A 15,857-nucleotide genomic window follows, 5' to 3' on the forward strand; every position below is an offset into this window, starting at 1 on the left:
GATCTTGTAACCGCGCCGCCCGGCCCTTGAGGCTTGGGCGGGCTGGGCGGCGCGGCTTCGGGTTAGTTGCCGGTGATGGTGTACAGGGCGATAAGGGTGGTGACGCCCGCCGGGATGGGTTCGCCCAGTACGGGGATGGCAGCCGTCAGGATGCCGACTACAGTGCCACCGACCACGGCCGCGATACGCCGGATGGTGGTGGGGCGTAGCCTTCTCATGGCGGATCCTCCGATCTGATCCTGTGCATGGTCACGAGTTGAGGTCCTGCCGGATGGCTCTCCCTGTGGCCGCAGGGGGAGCCATCCTTCCCGTATCGGGAATGATCAGTGGCGGCCCATCGTGCTCACCTCCTTGTCGTTGCGGTACAGGGGGCACGGTGGGATCAACGGTGCACTCTCGCCGAGTTGTCCACACTAGGCGCGGGGTGTTTTCGCAGGTCGAAGCCGGACAAATGCGGGAACGGACCGGCGCGATCGATCGCCACGCCTTGCCTTTTCCGGCCGAAGGCGAATTGCGGGACAATCCTGGCATGGGGCGAGGGGAGGTGCGCCGTGCCGGAGGAGGAGGGCCAGCCGAGGCGGCGGGGACGGCCGCCGACGATACGGGTCGAGACCGATGAAGCCGCCGCGCTGGTGGAGTTCCTCCAGGAACTGACCAAGGACTGGTCGGTCCGGCGGATCGCGGATGTGATCGGTCGATATTCCAAGACCACGTGGGCGAAATTCCTCAACGGCTCGGAGCTGATCCCTCCCTACTTGCTGGAACAGTTGGTGGCCAAGGTGGTGCCCGAGCCCCGTCTTCGGCAGGAACGCCTGAAGAGGGGGCTGGAACTGCTGGACAAGGCCGAGCGGGCCGCCGCCGGGAAGCCGGCGCCGCATGAGATGAGCCTGCCGGAACGGGAGTTGCGGCGGCGGCTGGAACAGTCCCAGCACGGCATGATCGAGGCCCAGCAGCAACTGTTGAAGATGACCAAACTGGCCAGCGGCCTGGCCATCCTCGTGAGCAAGCTCCAACTGCGCTGCGACGACTTGGAGAAGGCGCAGCGCCGGACGCGTCGTGACCTGAGCGAGCAACGACAGCAGTTCGAACAGCGCCTTCAAATCGCCGAGCAGCACTTGGCGGAGGCCCACCAGCGGCAACAGGAGGCCGAAGCGCTCCGGCTGGAGACGCTGCAAAGGGTCGAGCGCTACCGCCTCGCACTGGCACAGGAGGCCGCGACCCCGCCGGATGCCGCGGACGACGAGACGGGCACGGTCCTCGAACCCACACCGGAGGAGCTGGCGGAGTACGACACGCTGCTGGCGTACAGCACCGCAAGCCTGGACGAGACCGGCCGGGCCGTCGAGGAGCTGCGGCGCCAGTTGGGCATCGCTCCCCCTGAGCCTGATCCCGCCAGGTCAGAGCGCCCCCGAATTGTCCGCGGACAAGTCCAGGACAACTCCGGAGCGATCACACCCGGGGCCACCCAGGCAACGCTCCCCGCCCACAGCGACCCCGATTTGTCCGCAGACAATGCCGGACTCGATCCGGGGGTTCCCACCACGGCCGAACCCACCAGCATGGCCGCAGGAGGGGAGCAGGACGCCCAAACCAGCGCCGAGGGAGCGCAAGGAGCGGTGCCGTCCGGCGGCGCACGCCGGGCCGTGCCGTCACGCATCGGCCGGGTTGCGCGCACGATGGCCGGGTACGGTGCCGCCGTTCTCGGGCTCGTCCTGGCGGTCGCCGTTCTGGGCGTCATCCTCGCGTACTTCACAGACACCTCGACGGACCCCAGGTATCAGAGTGGTGACAGGCCGCGGACCAGGTCACACGAGGAGGCCACCAACTGCACCTACATGCTCTGTGCGACCACGACCAAGCTCGACGCCTACGACTGGTCACTGAACGGCGGCGCGAAGATCAGCACTGTGTTCGGCACGATGGCGCACTCGCCTCTGTACCTCCGGGGCGCCGTGGAGCGCCTCCCCAGCACCTGTAGCGGCGCCCGCGTGAAGTGGACCATCCACAGCGGCAGCCGGTTGATCCTGTCCGGAGAGGTCGGCGATCAACGGACCCAGTACCGGCTCGACCAGCGCATCCCCAAGAACGCGCTGGTCGCCGTCTCGGCCTGGCGGGCCGATCGGCAGCCCTGCGCCGTGGTGTTCCGCTGGAAGAACCCGAAGGTGACCATGCCCGCGCCCTTCCGTCGATGAGACCGCGTCAGCGCCGGAGGATCTCGGAGGTGGCGGCGGCCAGCTCGTAGTGCCGTCTCCAGTCGGGGCCCGACGCCATGAGGACGACGCGGTCGGCTCCCGCCTTCGCGTATGCGGTCAAGGATTCGGCCGCCTCGTCCGGATCCCCGGTGACGGGTATGGTCGCGGCCTGCTCGGCCGGGATCCCGTACCCCTGGGCCAGGCCCTCGACAAGGGCTCGCCGCGCCGTGCCGTCCGCGTGGAAGGAGGTCGGGACACCGACGGTCACGGACGGTGCCGGACGTCCGAGCCCCGCGGCGCGCGACCTCAGCTCGGCGAGCCCGGCGGTGAGGTCCGCCGGTGTGATCGCCGATGGGAACCAGCCGTCCCCGAACCGTGCGGCACGGCGGAGGGCGACGGCGCCGTTGCCGCCGATGAGCACCGGGGGCATGGACGCGGCGGGGGCGAGGGTCACTTTGGGGCGTCCCGCCTCGGAGTCGAGCGCGGTGGGCCGCCCGGCGAGCAGATCGGGCAGGCCGGCCAGCGCGGCGTCCGTGCGGGCTCCGCGGTCGGTGTAGGGGACGCCGACCGCGTCCCAGGCGGCGGTGCCGTGCGGCGGGCCGCTGACGCCCACCCCGAGCAGGACGCGGTCACCGGAGACGTGTTGCAGCGCGCCGATCTGCTTGGCCGCCCATGCCAGTGGACGCAGCGCGAGGATCATCACGCTGAAACCCAGCCGGACGCGCTCGGTCGCGCCCGCGGCGGCGGCGAGCGCCACGGTGCTGTCGACGATGGGGACGGCGGGGATCAGATGGTCGGCCGCCCACACCGACTCAAGGCCCAGGTCCTCGGCATGCCGGGCCGCCGCGCGCACGTCCCGGCCGCCTTCCGCGCCGACCCGTGTGGTGGGCAGTCCCACGCCGATCCGCAATGCCATGGTTGCTCCTCTATACGGGCGCGGCCTGGTCGTGGCCGCGGTCAGGGGATGAGAAGGGTCTTGCCGACCGTGTCGCGGGACTCGATCGCCCGGTGCGCGTCGGCGGCACGCTCCAGCGGGAAGGTCTGGCCGATGATCGGCCGCAGCCGTCCGGCGGCGGCCTCCGCCAGGGCCGCGGTGGCCATCGCCCGTACGTCCGCCGGGGAGGTGAACAGCTGGGCGCCGGTGACGAGCGCGACGGCACGCTCGAACACCTCCCGCACGGAGGCGTCGGTGGGGGCGCCGCTCGCCGCGCCGAACATCACGAACCGCCCGCGCGGGGCGAGCAGGTCGAACGACGCCCGGCCGATCTCGCCTCCGACACCGTCGAAGACGATGTGGACGCCTCCGTCGGCGATCTTCCGGACGCGGTCCGCCCAGTCCGGTTCGCGATAGTTCACGGCGACGGCGGCGCCCAGTTCGGTGGCGAGGTCGAGTTTGCGCCGCGAGCCGGCCAGCGCCACCACCTCGGCGCCCGCGGACGCGGCGAGCTGGACGAGGAGACCGCCCACTCCGCCACCCGCCGCCTGCACCAGCACCCGCTCACCGGCCTGCGGCGCGGCGGCGCGGATGAGCGCCATCGCGGTCCGGCCGTCCGCCAGCAACGCCACCGCCTGCGCGGTCTCCAGCTCCGCCGGGACGGGGATCAGCGCGTCCTCGGCGACGGCCACGCGTTCGGCGTACCCGCCCGATCCGCCGGTGCTCGCCACCACACGCGTCCCGAGCAGCGCCGGATCGCCGCCGGGTCCGAGGGCGACGACGGTGCCGCCGACACCGTTGCCGGGGACGACCGGCAGCTCGGGGAGCGGCACGGGCGCCGATCCGGATCGCACCTGTGTCTCGATGAACGGGATGCCGATCGCCTCCACACCGATCACGACCTCGCCCGCCCGAGGTGAGGGCTCGGGCACGTCGCCCGGCCTGAGCACCTCGGGACCGCCGAACTCGCGTAGCCACACCCCGCGCATCACGCCTCCCCGAACCACCGATTATCGGAGCGTTCCGCTCCGCACTATATCGGAGCAAAACGCTCCGAATGAATAGACTGGGGCCATGGGCACATCGACGCGGCGCGGTCCCGGCACCACCGAGCGCGCGAGGCCACGCGGCCGGCAGGCCGAGGCCCAGCGCAACGACCAGTTGGTCCTCGAAGCCGCACGGGCGGTCTTCGCCGAGCAGGGCGCCGACGCCCCCGTGGCGGCCGTGGCCGAACGCGCGGGAGTGGGCATGGGCACCCTCTACCGGCGTTACGGCAGCAAGGAAGAGCTCCTCCAGCACCTGTGCCTGATGTCGATGAGCCAGAGCATCCAGGCCGCCGAGCAGGCCCTGAGCCAGGAGACCGACGGCTGGTCGACCGTGGCCGCCTTCGTCCGCAGGTGCGTGGCGGCGAGGGTGGGCGCCTTCTCGTCGGTCGCCGGCACCATCGCGGTCACCGACGAGATGACCGCCGCCAGCGAGCGCGGCCGCGAACTGCTCGGCAAGCTCGTCGAACGCGGGCAGGCCGATGGCACGCTACGTGCGGACATCGTTCCCCTCGACGTCTCCTACCTCATCGAGGTCTTCGCCCGGCTCCCCCGCGGAACCGCCGAGCAGGACAACGTCGTCCAACGGCAGCTCGCACTGGCTCTCGACGGACTCAGGGCCTGCGGTCAGCCGCACCTGCCGGGGGCTCCCCCAAGCGACCGGTACTACCAGGCACGCTGGTACGGCGACGCCGGCGCGTGAACGACCACCTGAGGATTCCTCAGGTCCCTCCACCGGTCACGGGTCCCGTCACCTGCTGATCGTTCCCGATGACCGCGACACGGAAGCCGCCCCGCGCCGTATCGGGCATAAGGCGGTGCAGCTCGTGCCTGCCCGTCGAAACCGAGGTTTCGGACGGCGCACCGGGGAAGGGCGTCATCACGACGGGACCGCACACCACCCCGTCGCCAGGAGCAACGCCATGGGTGATCGATCGGAAGCCATGCCTCGGCAGGACGTGGCCTCCTGCCGCGCCCGATCGAGGAAGAGGAACACGCGAAAGCAGGGGGATTCGCATGACATCGGAGAACGAGCGGGCGGAACGCGGAGCGAGTGAGGAGATGAGCGGCGCCCCGCTCACGCCCACCGAAGAGGAGACCTCGAAACGTCCGGCGGAACGCCCCGAGGAGTCGCCGGGCGCCAAGGAACCGCCGCCCTCGGTGGACGAGGCCACCCTGAACCACCCCGACCCCAACGCCACGCATCTGGAGGACGCCAGTCCGGACGATTTCGAGTGAACGCTCAACCGGACGAAACCCCAGGAACACGCCCTCGCTCGCGGCGACGCCGCTCAGCGCCTCGTACGCGCGGAGGCGCTGCGCCAGGCCCTGGACAGCGAGGAAAGCCCGAGCGCGGCCGTACGGGCCTGCGCCGACGATTTCGCCGAGGCACTGCGACATCGACAGCGGCTCCTTCCCCGCCGAGGTGTCGGCGCTGGAAACCGACGCGCGGGCGATGGCGCACCTGATCGAGGAGTTCGGCAGGCCCTAAGAGCCGGTGGCTTCATCACTTGGCAGGCGGGCGTACAGGGTTTGGGCCGCCTGTACGGCCAGTGACTGAGCCTGTTCGACCGTCGTCGGGGTCCCGGCCGTGCCCGGCTTGAAGTACTTGAGGGTCAGGCTGCCGGAGACGCCGCCCCGATGGAACACGACCGTGGCGTAGGAGGCCGCCTGCCCAGGGGGTGGCGTACGGGCGAAGGCCCAGGTGCCGAGGCCGGTGCCGTGGAGATAGACGCGGCGCCGCTCGGTGTGCGCTTTGCCGTCGTGATAGTCGTCCTGGACCGCCATACCCGCCACTTCCGGGGCGGACCTTCGTCTCTGTGCCTGATGGGCCTCAAGCCGCAGCGTCAACAGGCTCTCAGTGCCGCGCCATTCGCACGACTTCTCCTTCTCCTTTTTCGTCGTTGTCGTCGCCGGCCGGCCCGCTCCCGGGACGAAACGCGCGACCTCCTGCGCCGTCAGCCGCGTACAGGGATCGGGAGCCACCGGACCGTCCTCCATGAAGGAGAAAAGAATCGACGCCAATAAGGCGGCACCGAGTACGACGGAGAGGAGAGGTGCGATCCTCTTGCGTACGACCGGCTTCTTCAACAGTTCCGATATCCGATGTTCAAGGCCCGAACGCGACGGCACCATAGAGCTCCTGGCGGTGGGGGAAGTGTTCGGATGATAACGGTCCAGGAGCCCGGTCGGGTCACGGGGGCGCCCACGCGTCCGTGGCGGTGACGCGCGGCTCCCTCGTCCCGGTCAGCGCCGATCGGCGTGCTCGGTGCAGGTTTGGTCGAGGTTCTTCTCGACGACGACCGGTGATCGCAGCGCCTGGGACGTGATGGTGCGTATGTTGCGGTAATCGGGACGCCAGGTGTTGATCAGCGGTGGTGTGAACTGGACGCTGTGCAGGCCGGCCTGCCGGATCCGGGGTGGGAGACGCAGAAGGGACGGCAGCACGCGGACCGGGATGTCGGTGTTGACGGAGTACTTGAACACCTGGGTGAGGCGCTGGAAGCTGCGCAACACCGTGACGGGGTCGGCCTGGTGGACCAGCGCCCACATCAGGCACTTCTGGCGTGCCATCCGCGCATAGTCGCTGCTGGCGGTACGGGAGCGCCCGTACCAGAGGGCCTGACGCCCGGTAAGCCGCTGGCATCCGGCCTCGATGACGCCTCCCGCGACCTGCTCGCGGGGGACGGGGATCGGCTGGCGCACACACAGCCGTACGCCGTGCACGGCGTCCACGATCTGCCGGAAGCTGCGCATGTCGACCATCGCGTAGTAGTGAACGGGCAGGCCGACGATGTGGCCATAGGTGCGCTTGAGAAGCTCGGCTCCGGGGTTGCGGGCTCCGGTCAGGCGGGGGTGGGCCTTCCCGAACTCGTACACCTCGTTCAGAAGCCGCTTTCCGGAGTAGCGGACGCGGCGATGGCCGTTCCAGACCGGAACATGCTGGAGGTTGCGCGGCAGGCTGATCAGCACCGTCCCGCCCGTCCTGGTGTCCACGCTGGCCAGCGTCATGCTGTCGGTGCGGACGCCGGGACGGTTCACGTCCGCGTCGCCGCCGAGCAGGAGGACGTTCAGCCGGGGTGGGAGCGACGTACCGGCGGGCGGGGCTCCCTGTCCGGCGGCCGAACCGGCCTGGGGGCCACTGGTGAAGACGGACGTGATGAGGTCGTGTTGCAAGTAGCCGTAGCGGGCCACGGCCAGCGGCGGAACCGCCGTGACCACGCCCAGTAACCCGACCAGCGCGGCGCCCGTGACCCTGGTCTTTTGCGAGTTCCACGCAGGGCGGACGCAGGAGTAGGACCAGACCAGCAGGAGAGGCCAGGCGACGGCGGCCAGCACCGAGACGACCACTAACGCGAGGAGCAACCGCGGCCGGACGGCCAGTTGCATCAGGTCACCGCGGAACGCGATGATCGCGAACACGGCCGTGGCCAGGGCACAGAGGTGCACGCCCAGCAGGATCCTCCCGATCGATCGGCGGCCGGCGTGCAGATGCGCCAGGCCCGGCAGCACGGCCGAGGCGGCGGTCAGCAGCAGCGCGCGGCGCGGCGCGATCCGTTCCCCGCCGGACCGAGGCGGTGTCTTCTCCATTGTGCGCGTTGTGGTGTCCATGAGACGGCCTCCCATTCCGAATGACATGGGGGGTTTATTGGCGGTCTTGACTGACATGGCCGTCAGATTCGTATTGTTCGGATCATCTGGCCTTGCCGATTTGAATCGATCGAATCGTCAGCATTCCCGGATCCACGGGCGACATTCTGGGCGGAGGTAAATCCTTGATAAGGTCGCATGGTCGGCTTGTCCAGAGCGTGTTTCCTGGGGATTGTGGGGTGATCGGGAAGTAATGCCGGACCGACCGTTGTCGTCGAATTCTGCGTTGCGGCTGATACCTGATGAGTTGTGGCGGAACGCCGAGCCGCTGCGCGTGGCGGCGTCTTCCAGGCGAGTTGGGGGTCTTCGCCTCCGCGGCCTCGCGGTAGGCGGCTGTGCCATGGCCGCCTTCCACCAGCACCCCGAACCCACTGGCGGTCTGGTCGGCCATCATGTCCTCGATGGGGATCTCGCTGAGCCGCCCGTGGAGGAACCGCAGCGCCTCTACGGCCCGTTCGACATCAAGCTGCGCGAGTTCCTTGACGTGGACGGTCACCCAAAGCTCAGTGACCCTCCTCGCCAGACGACAGGACCCGGCTGAAGGCTGTCCCGTCCGGCAGGCCAAAACTGCTCTTGATATCGACGCGTCACAGCATGAAGTGCTCCACGCTGCGAGTGGTCACGCATGCCGCTGCGAGTTCGGTCCGTCAGTGGACGCGAGCCTCAGCGCTTGCGGAGGATCGTCCAGCCGAGACGCCCCAAGCAACGGGAACGACCGCACGTGCGTGCGCCCAATTCGCTGGGCGGCGTGGGGACTGCGAGCGCGTTGAGCCTCTGTGTGCGATTCTGTGCGAAGCGTGGATCCGAGGATGTCAAGATGAGCAGCACCGTCGAGGTGTATCTGCGGTATCCGGGGGATGCGGTTGCCGCAGTGGCACGCGTTTCCTTGTCTTTGGGTGCGCGGGGGTACTTCGGCTCCCCGTTGGAAACCTTCAGGTTCACGCTATGGCCTCGGGTTGGAGGGCTTCTCGGCGTCGATCTGTCGGCTGTGGAGGAGGACTTCGGAACCGCGTTGTCACCATATGACTTCGAGCTGTCGATGGAGCTGATGGACGCGCCGGCGCCGGTACGCGGGGAGATGCGCGAACGGGCAGGACGGGAGGTGTTCGATCGGCTGACCGCGCTGGAGGTCCCGTTGGCTTACGGCGACCACGCCTACCTCTTCGCCGACTTCCTCCCGGGAAGGGGTGTACGGGAGTTGCCTCCTGGCACCGGCTGGGAGGAGGATGACCGGGACGCCTGGTTCGAGCCCCGCCTTCACGGCGCCGCACGGCCTGCGGACAAGGCGAATCACGAAGCGCCCTTCCGTCCCTTCGGGTCGGTGCGGGTCTTCGAGACCGACGGGCTGGTCCACCTCGTGCCCTGGGGCGACGGTGCCGCGATGGCGCCTGTGGCGTCGGTACGCGCGTCATCGGGCCAGGCCATTCTGGGCCGCATGCTGGCCGAGACCCTCGGACGGTCACGGCAGGGGGCGGGAGCGACCACGGCGGATCCCTGGTCCTGGGTGACCGGCACCGCCGGACGGGAGCCCGGTGACTACGCACGCGCCGCGGTGTCCATCGATATCGACGTCACGGAGAGCGCGATCACGGCGGTACCCCATGGAGGGATGACGGAACCGGCCGGCGACCATGTCACCCAGGGACCCGTGGTCGAGTCGCTGGCGGTGCGTCAGTCCGGCCCCTGGGACGACACGTCCATGGGAGACCTCGTCCTCCGGCTCATCCGCGAGACACGCGCCCGCGTCCCCTCGTAGTCGCCGCAGGACCTTCATGACGCGCGTCGCAACACCCGGAGGTTCAGGACGGTGGGGCGGGGATCGGGTTGGCGGCCAGCGCCTCGGCGGCGGCCACCAGGTTGGAGGCCATCGCCCGGCCCGTGCTTTCCGACCAGTCCCGGCCTTCCCGGCTGTCCAGGTAGCTCGGCCCGGGTCCGGGGCCGCGGTTCCAGTACGTCCACGCCTGCCCGGGGATCGTGTAGCCGAAGTCGTTGAGCGCGCCGCTCAAGTTGTTGATCACGTGGTGCGCGCCGTCCTCGTTACCTGTGACGATCACCCCGGCGACCCGGTTGAAGGCGACCGGCCGCCCCTCGTCATCGGTCTCCGACAGCATGGCGTCCATCCGTTCGATCACCCGCTGGGCGATCGAGGACGGCTGGCCCGCCCAGGTCGGCGACGCCAGGACGAGGATCTCCGCGTCCAGCAGGGAACGATGCACCGCGGGCCAGGGGTCGCCCTCGCCGAGATCGGTCGCCACGCCTGGCGGGATGTCGAGGTCCACGGCCCGGATGCTCTCCACCTCGACGCCCCTGGCTCGCAGCTCGTCCTCGACCACCGTCGCGAGCGCCTCGGTGTTGGATGCCTCGGGCGAGCGCTTCAACGTGCAGTTGATCACCACGGCGCGCATGGGCGTCTCCTTCCGGTTCGCGACCTGCGCACGCTGAGGTACCCCGGCTGGTCTTCTCAAACGTGAGCGGCCGTCCGCCATCACGGACCGCGGTCGTAAGGTGGCCGGCATGGCCGTTCGCCGTATACCTCGCCGGCTGGCGCGTGCCCCGATCCCGCTGTTCCGGCACGGGTTCGGATGGCTGCTCGGGAAGCGGATCATGATGCTGGAGCACCGCGGGCGGAAGACCGGCCGCCTGCGTTACGTGGTGCTGGAGGTGGTCGACAGGGAACCGGGCGCTCTCGTCCTGGTGTCCGGATACGGCGCCGCCTCACAGTGGTTCCGCAACGTGGTCGCCGATCCGTCCGTCCGCGTCTGGAACGGCCGCATCCGCGGCGCCCCGGCACGGGCCACGATCCTGCCCCCAGCGCAAACGCGAACACGGCTGGAGTCCTACCGGGCGCGCAACCCTCGGTCGGCCGCGGCGCTGGGGCGCATCCTGGGCATCGCCGAACTCTCCGGTTCCGAACAGATCCCCGAGGACATCGCCCAACGGCTGCCGCTGGTCCGTGTTCGCCTGCTCGACGAGCCCGACGCCACGAAGTCGGCCCATGTCAGCGGATCTTGAGCGCGCCGGTGTTGTGGACGATCCGGCCGCCGACGATGGTCAGGACCGCGCTGATCCGCTTGATCTCGTTCTCCGGGACGGAGAAGTAGTCGCGGTCCAGCACGACCAAATCGGCCGGCTTGCCCTTCTCGATCGACCCGAGCCGGTCGTCCGCCCGCAGGAACCAGGCGTTCTCCCTGGTGAACGCGCGCAGGGCCTCCCGCCGGGTGATCTGCTGACCGTCGTTGACCAGTTGGCCCAGGGCGTTCACGCCGGTGACCGCGTACTGCAGATGCGGCCATGGCGTGAGCGTCGAGATGTGGACGCCGTCGCCCTCGATGCCCGCCTTGATCCCGTGGTCGAGGATGGTCCGGAACGGGGCGCCGCCCGACCCCGGCGTCCCGGTGATCCAGGTGAACGCGCGCATGACCACACCGGCGCCCAACGCGTGCAGCCGGTCCAGGAGGTCCTCGGTGACGACCGGGACGTGGTGGACGATGTAGCGGTCCCCGGTGATGCCGAACTCGCGGTCGACCGCCTCCCACCCCTCGACGACCTGGGTCAGTTCCGCGAGGTCGGCGACGGCGTTCTCGTTGCGCCAGCCGGCCTCGGCGACCAGCCGTTGCGCCTGGAACCACACGTCGCGGGGCGACAGCGGCGCGGCCCACTCGCCGATGCCACCGGTCCACTGCACGTCGTCGCCGAAGAAGGTGAACTGGTTCCTCAGGCGTTCCCGCAGTTCCGGCAATTGCGGGTCGCTCTGGTTGTGGAGGAAGTTGAATTCCATCCGGATCGTCGTCTCGCCCTTCGCGTGCAGGTGCAGCAACGGGTCGTACATCCGGTAGTGGTCGAGGTTGGACAGCACCTGGCGTGGATGCAGCGGTCCCGGCGTCGGGAAGAGCACTTTGTCGCTGTGCGCGGTCAGGCCCATACTGGCCGAGTACGCCATCATGTCGCGGCTGCTGCGCAATCTGTCGTCAAACGTCTGCTGCCGCCGCAGAAGGTAGAGCGCCGTCGTCGCGGGTGTCGGGACGCCGAACCCGCCGGTGGCGATGAGCCCGTTCTCCGCCACGTTGACCTTGACCGCGTCCGGGTGCGGGAGCGGCCCGTCGTCGACCTTGTCGAAGAAGCGTTTGCCGGCGCTGTTCGTGACGGCGGGTCCGGTGAAGTTCTGGTAGAGCAGCACCGGCCGGTCCGGTACGGCGTCGTCAAGTTCCGCCAGGGTCGGCAGCCGCCGTTCCGCCCACTGGTTGGGGTGCCAGCCCCCGAGAGCGGTGATCCACTGGCCGGACGGGACGCCCGGCCGGCGGGCGGCCAGTGCCTCCTGAACGTCCGCGATGGACTCGGCCCGTTCGACGGCGGCGACATGGAACCCGGGCCGGTTCGCCAGGCTCACCGAATGGATGTGGCTTTCGATGATCCCGGGGATCACCGTGCGCCCGCGCAGGTCGATGGTCCTGGTGACCCCGTCGCCGTGGTCGCCGCCCCGTCCCACGGCGGTGAACCGGCCGTCCTCGATGACCACCGAGGAGACGACGCGGTCGCCCCGGTCCATCGTGTGGATCTTCCCGTTGACCAGCCGCAGCCGTTCCCCCGGCCCGCCGTGCCGGTCGTGGCCGCCATGGCCCGGGGAGGCGCCTGCCGGTGCCGCGGTCAGCCCGCCCATCGCCAGGACGGCTCCCGTCCCCGCCCCTGCCCGGAAGACGTTCCGGCGCGAGATGCCTTCGGTCCGTTTCCGATCGTGGCCGTCGCCTGGGCTCATCGATGACACCGCCTTCTCACGGTGAATGCCCGTACAGGAGTGGACGTGCGGATGCCAGGAGTACAGGCGCCCCGAACATCCCCGCACATCATGAATAATCTCGATGCGTAAATCAATTAACGGGCGTCATTCCCGTTCTTCCGCCCGGCGAGAACGGCCTTGCATGTTCGCGATACACCTGCTTCGGCCGCCTCCGGAAACGGCAATTATCGTTCGAGCGGAAGACGCGAATGACCCTCGCGGCCGTCGGATCTCCGCTCCCTGACGCCGCGGCCACAGGGCCTGAGCTCGGCGCGCCCTGCGCAGGTCACCGGGCCTGAGCTCGGTGAACGTGGATCGTCGTTGGGCATCGTTACACTCCGATCGTGCCATCGGCACGCAGGCACGACCTCGCGGCGACGCCCGACCGCGATGCCCCTTCTCTCAGGAGAACCGGACGAGATGACCGCCCGTATCGAGTGGCCTGAACTTCGCGCGTTGATCGCGGCGCGGATACCGCAACCGGTGATCGCGCGGCTGGCCCCCATACCACCCGCCGAGCTGAAGCATCTGCGGCCGAAGCTCAAAGCGCTGCGTACGGAGCTTCGCAGGGAGCTGTTCTCGGGCGACATGGTCAGGTACGACCGGGCATTCGATCAGCTCGCTCCGCTCTACCTCGCCGGAATCATGAGCTCGGAAAGCCCCGCCGAGGCTCTGGACTGGCTCACCAGCAGCCGGTTGAGGGACGCCTCCTGGTGCTTGGAGAACGGCGGCTCCACGAACCCCGATCAGAGAGAGGTGCTTCGGCTCCTCCTCCTCGATCACCGGGACACCGCCTGGCAGCGGGAGCTCGCGGTCCGGTTGGCGAACTGGCTTCCCGATCGTGGCGATGCCCGGCGATGGAAACTGCTCGAAGGACTGATCCTGTGGTCCGGGGCGGTGGTGCCGGCGACGGATGGCTATATCGTCGGATGGGTCCGAGAGGCCGGTCACGCGGGTCACTACGGCGCGTCCGGCGGCAGCGGTCCCTGGTCGTGGCTCGCGGAGCTGGGATCGCACCTCTCGATCCCGCATCACACCACGCTGCTCGAACGGTTGCGCGCGGAACCACGGCTGGCCGAGTTCGTGCGGCGCATGTTCGAGGTCGCCGACATCGGCGCGGCGCTGGCCGCCGGGCACACCGCGCGGTTCGGCCCGGACAACGAGTGGCCGAAGGCCCTGACAAAGCTGGCCGATGAGGGTGTGCTGGACCGCGGTGAACTGCTCGATCTGTGTACGGCCAAGCTGCTGCGCGGTGACAGGCCGGGAAATCTGCGCGGCTTCGTCAGGCTCCACGAGGAACTCGCGCCGACGCTCGACGAGGTCGCGGACCGGCGGAAGACCTACATCGGCATCGTCGTCGGCGGCGCCGGCACCGTCGCGAAGATCGCTCAGGCGGCGCTGCGCGACCTCGACAACGCCGGCCGCCTGGAAACCGACGCACTGCTCGACATCGCGGCCGCCGTCCTGGTCCGGCCGGAGAAGAATCTCGCGACCGCGCAACTGGCCTGGCTGGACGCCGCGGCCCGCCGGGACCCCGCCACGGCCGGCCCGCTCATGCGTGTCGCGGCCACCGCGTTCACACATCCCGGCGGCAACGTTCAGGAACGCGCGGTCCGTCTGATCGTCAAGCACGCCACGAACATCGACTCGGCGATCCTCGCCGAACTGCGAGAAGCCGCGGGCGACCTCAACGCCGCATTACGTGACGAGGCACGACGTGCCCTTGGCGTCAAGGTGAGTTCTTCAGGTTCGGGCCTCCAGGTTTCTCCTCAACCCGGCTATCAGCCGCGAGCCATGCCGCCGCCCATCGCGTCGGCCGTGGAACTGGCCGAGCGCTTCGTCCCGGCGCTGGCGGGTCGTGCCGTCGATCCGCTCGACGCCGAACGCATCATGGAGGCGGTCGTCGTCGAACACCACCGGGACCCACAGGCCCTGGTCGAGGCGCTGAGCCCGCTGGCACGACGGTATCCGCCCGAAGGACTTGAGGGATGGGAACAGCGCGGCGTTCCCAAGGCATTGCGCTGCGTCTTCGACGCGGTGCTGGGGCTGGACACGCGAGACCGGCAAGTGATGTACGAGCTCTATCGGGGGAACAATGACCGGCCACCGGCTCCTGAGTGGGCCACGCTCTACCGGACTCACGAACTCATCAAATACCTCGTCAAAGGCGACACGCGGATACCGTGCCTGCTCGCCACCCCTACGGCCGGTAACGGCGACATAGACCCCGCCGTGCTCGTTCAGCGGCTCGACGCATACGCCAAGTCCTCCGCCGCGCCGCTTCCGTGGGACCTTGAGCAGGCATTGATCCGGGTGCCCATCGGAACGGCACGTGAGATCGTCGAAACCCATCCGGTCATCACGGGTCACCCCGGCACTACGTTCGTCGCCGGCCTCAGGCTCGGCAGCCTCAGATTTCCAACCTTCGACGGCTTCGTCGTTCGGGGCGACGGCGGCGCCGAAAAGTTCGGGGAGCATCCCAAGGCGAGCATGCCGACGCAGTGGATCCTGCCGAGTTTCACCCCCGCGTCCGAGCACGTAGGGGCGTTGCCGTACAAGGTGCTCACCGAGACACCCGACCCGTTCCAGAAGCAACCGTACGCGTGGGACTGGACAGGGCCCGGCGCGCCTTCGGCCTACTGGCCGTCACTCTTGCCGCATCACCCCGAGATCGTCGCCGCGCACGCGATTCCCGATCTCTATGAGCAAGCCACCGACACACTGCGAAACATCAATCCGGTCCTGCCCCTGCTGGCGGAGACGGCGGGCCGTCCCGGACCGGTCGTCCACCTCGCCGTGGCTTACGGGCTTGCCGCGGGGCGTCCGGAGAACCGCGTCGCCGCGGTAGACGCGATCTACACCCTGGCCGCGCGCACGCTGCTGGACACCAAGCGACTCGGCGTCCTCCTGGGAGCCCTGGGCATGGGTAACGTGATCAAGATGAACCGGCTGGTCGCCTCGCTCACCGAGGCCGCACGGGGACTGCCACGTGAGGTCCTCGGGGTGGTGGCGTCGATGCTGCCGGCTCTGGCCGACCAGCCCAGCATGAGGGGGCTGCCCGACCTGCTCGCGCTCGGATCGGAGTGCGCGGCGGCGACGGGAGGCACCCTCAGGATCCCTGAACTCGACGGGCTCGCCGCACTCCGTAGGCCCGCTCGCGTGGCCAGAGAGGCGGAGCGGCTGCGACACATCCTCAGCGGAACCGCCCAGGGCGAATAGGCACCGCACTTGGCGGACGGCGGATCGGATCGCGGATGGAGCCG

At 69.3% G+C, this 15,857-nt stretch carries 14 protein-coding genes; 6 read left to right on the forward strand and 8 right to left on the reverse strand.

The annotated features are described in order from the left end of the window. Positions 1-62: 62 nt before the first annotated feature. A complete protein-coding gene (locus QSK21_RS00190) occupies positions 63-218 on the reverse strand; it encodes a hypothetical protein (protein WP_285692542.1) in 156 nt (51 codons plus the stop codon). A 333-nt stretch (positions 219-551) separates the two neighbouring features. Between QSK21_RS00190 and QSK21_RS00195 the strand changes: the two genes are divergently transcribed. Continuing rightward, positions 552-2,192 (forward strand): coiled-coil domain-containing protein, encoded by a 1,641-nt coding sequence (locus tag QSK21_RS00195; RefSeq protein ID WP_285692543.1) that lies wholly within the window; start codon positions 552-554, stop codon positions 2,190-2,192. A gap of 7 nt (positions 2,193-2,199) precedes the next feature. On the opposite strand, the gene QSK21_RS00200 is transcribed toward QSK21_RS00195, so the two are convergent. Next, on the reverse strand, positions 2,200-3,108 hold the full coding sequence (locus tag QSK21_RS00200; protein ID WP_285692544.1) for an LLM class flavin-dependent oxidoreductase: 909 nt from the start codon (positions 3,106-3,108) through the stop codon (positions 2,200-2,202). Positions 3,109-3,149: 41 nt separating this feature from the next. Then, positions 3,150-4,115, reverse strand: a complete 966-nt coding sequence (locus tag QSK21_RS00205; RefSeq protein ID WP_285692545.1) for a zinc-binding dehydrogenase — start codon at positions 4,113-4,115, stop codon at positions 3,150-3,152. 85 nt (positions 4,116-4,200) lie between these two features. Between QSK21_RS00205 and QSK21_RS00210 the strand changes: the two genes are divergently transcribed. After that, positions 4,201-4,872, forward strand: coding sequence for a TetR/AcrR family transcriptional regulator (locus QSK21_RS00210; RefSeq protein ID WP_285692546.1), 672 nt, complete (start codon positions 4,201-4,203; stop codon positions 4,870-4,872). 314 nt (positions 4,873-5,186) lie between these two features. Continuing rightward, positions 5,187-5,408, forward strand: a complete 222-nt coding sequence (locus tag QSK21_RS00215) for a hypothetical protein (RefSeq protein ID WP_285692548.1) — start codon at positions 5,187-5,189, stop codon at positions 5,406-5,408. Positions 5,409-5,657: 249 nt separating this feature from the next. On the opposite strand, the gene QSK21_RS00220 is transcribed toward QSK21_RS00215, so the two are convergent. From QSK21_RS00220 to QSK21_RS00230, 3 genes are all read right to left on the reverse strand, one after another. Continuing rightward, entirely contained in the window at positions 5,658-6,305 is a 648-nt protein-coding gene (locus QSK21_RS00220; RefSeq protein WP_285692550.1) for a hypothetical protein, read from the reverse strand. A gap of 111 nt (positions 6,306-6,416) precedes the next feature. Continuing rightward, positions 6,417-7,781 carry an LCP family protein gene (locus tag QSK21_RS00225; protein WP_285692551.1) on the reverse strand — a complete coding sequence of 455 codons (1,365 nt, stop codon included), beginning with the start codon at positions 7,779-7,781 and terminating at the stop codon, positions 6,417-6,419. Positions 7,782-7,863: 82 nt separating this feature from the next. Next, the gene (locus QSK21_RS00230) at positions 7,864-8,316 is read right to left on the reverse strand and encodes a hypothetical protein (RefSeq protein WP_285692553.1); all 453 of its coding nucleotides are present in this window, start codon (positions 8,314-8,316) and stop codon (positions 7,864-7,866) included. Positions 8,317-8,832: 516 nt separating this feature from the next. On the opposite strand from QSK21_RS00230, the gene QSK21_RS00235 reads away from it, so the two are divergent. Continuing rightward, complete coding sequence (locus QSK21_RS00235) at positions 8,833-9,576, forward strand: hypothetical protein (protein WP_285692555.1); 744 nt, start codon at positions 8,833-8,835, stop codon at positions 9,574-9,576. Between the two features lie 43 nt (positions 9,577-9,619). On the opposite strand, the gene QSK21_RS00240 is transcribed toward QSK21_RS00235, so the two are convergent. Then, on the reverse strand, positions 9,620-10,225 hold the full coding sequence (locus QSK21_RS00240; protein ID WP_285692557.1) for a flavodoxin family protein: 606 nt from the start codon (positions 10,223-10,225) through the stop codon (positions 9,620-9,622). Positions 10,226-10,334: 109 nt separating this feature from the next. On the opposite strand from QSK21_RS00240, the gene QSK21_RS00245 reads away from it, so the two are divergent. Beyond that, positions 10,335-10,832: a nitroreductase family deazaflavin-dependent oxidoreductase gene (locus tag QSK21_RS00245; protein ID WP_285692559.1), complete on the forward strand. Its 498-nt coding sequence runs from the start codon at positions 10,335-10,337 to the stop codon at positions 10,830-10,832. Here the strand turns inward: QSK21_RS00245 and QSK21_RS00250 are convergent. Continuing rightward, entirely contained in the window at positions 10,819-12,573 is a 1,755-nt protein-coding gene (locus QSK21_RS00250) for an amidohydrolase (RefSeq protein ID WP_285692560.1), read from the reverse strand. The genes QSK21_RS00245 and QSK21_RS00250 overlap by 14 nt on opposite strands. Before the next feature lie 441 nt (positions 12,574-13,014). Here QSK21_RS00250 and QSK21_RS00255 point away from each other — a divergent pair, with 441 nt between their 5' ends. Further along, positions 13,015-15,813, forward strand: a complete 2,799-nt coding sequence (locus tag QSK21_RS00255) for a DUF7824 domain-containing protein (RefSeq protein WP_285692562.1) — start codon at positions 13,015-13,017, stop codon at positions 15,811-15,813. Positions 15,814-15,857 lie beyond the last annotated feature (44 nt).

This window comes from Actinomadura sp. NBRC 104412, from assembly GCF_030269515.1.
Classification (GTDB): Bacteria; Actinomycetota; Actinomycetes; order Streptosporangiales; family Streptosporangiaceae; genus Spirillospora.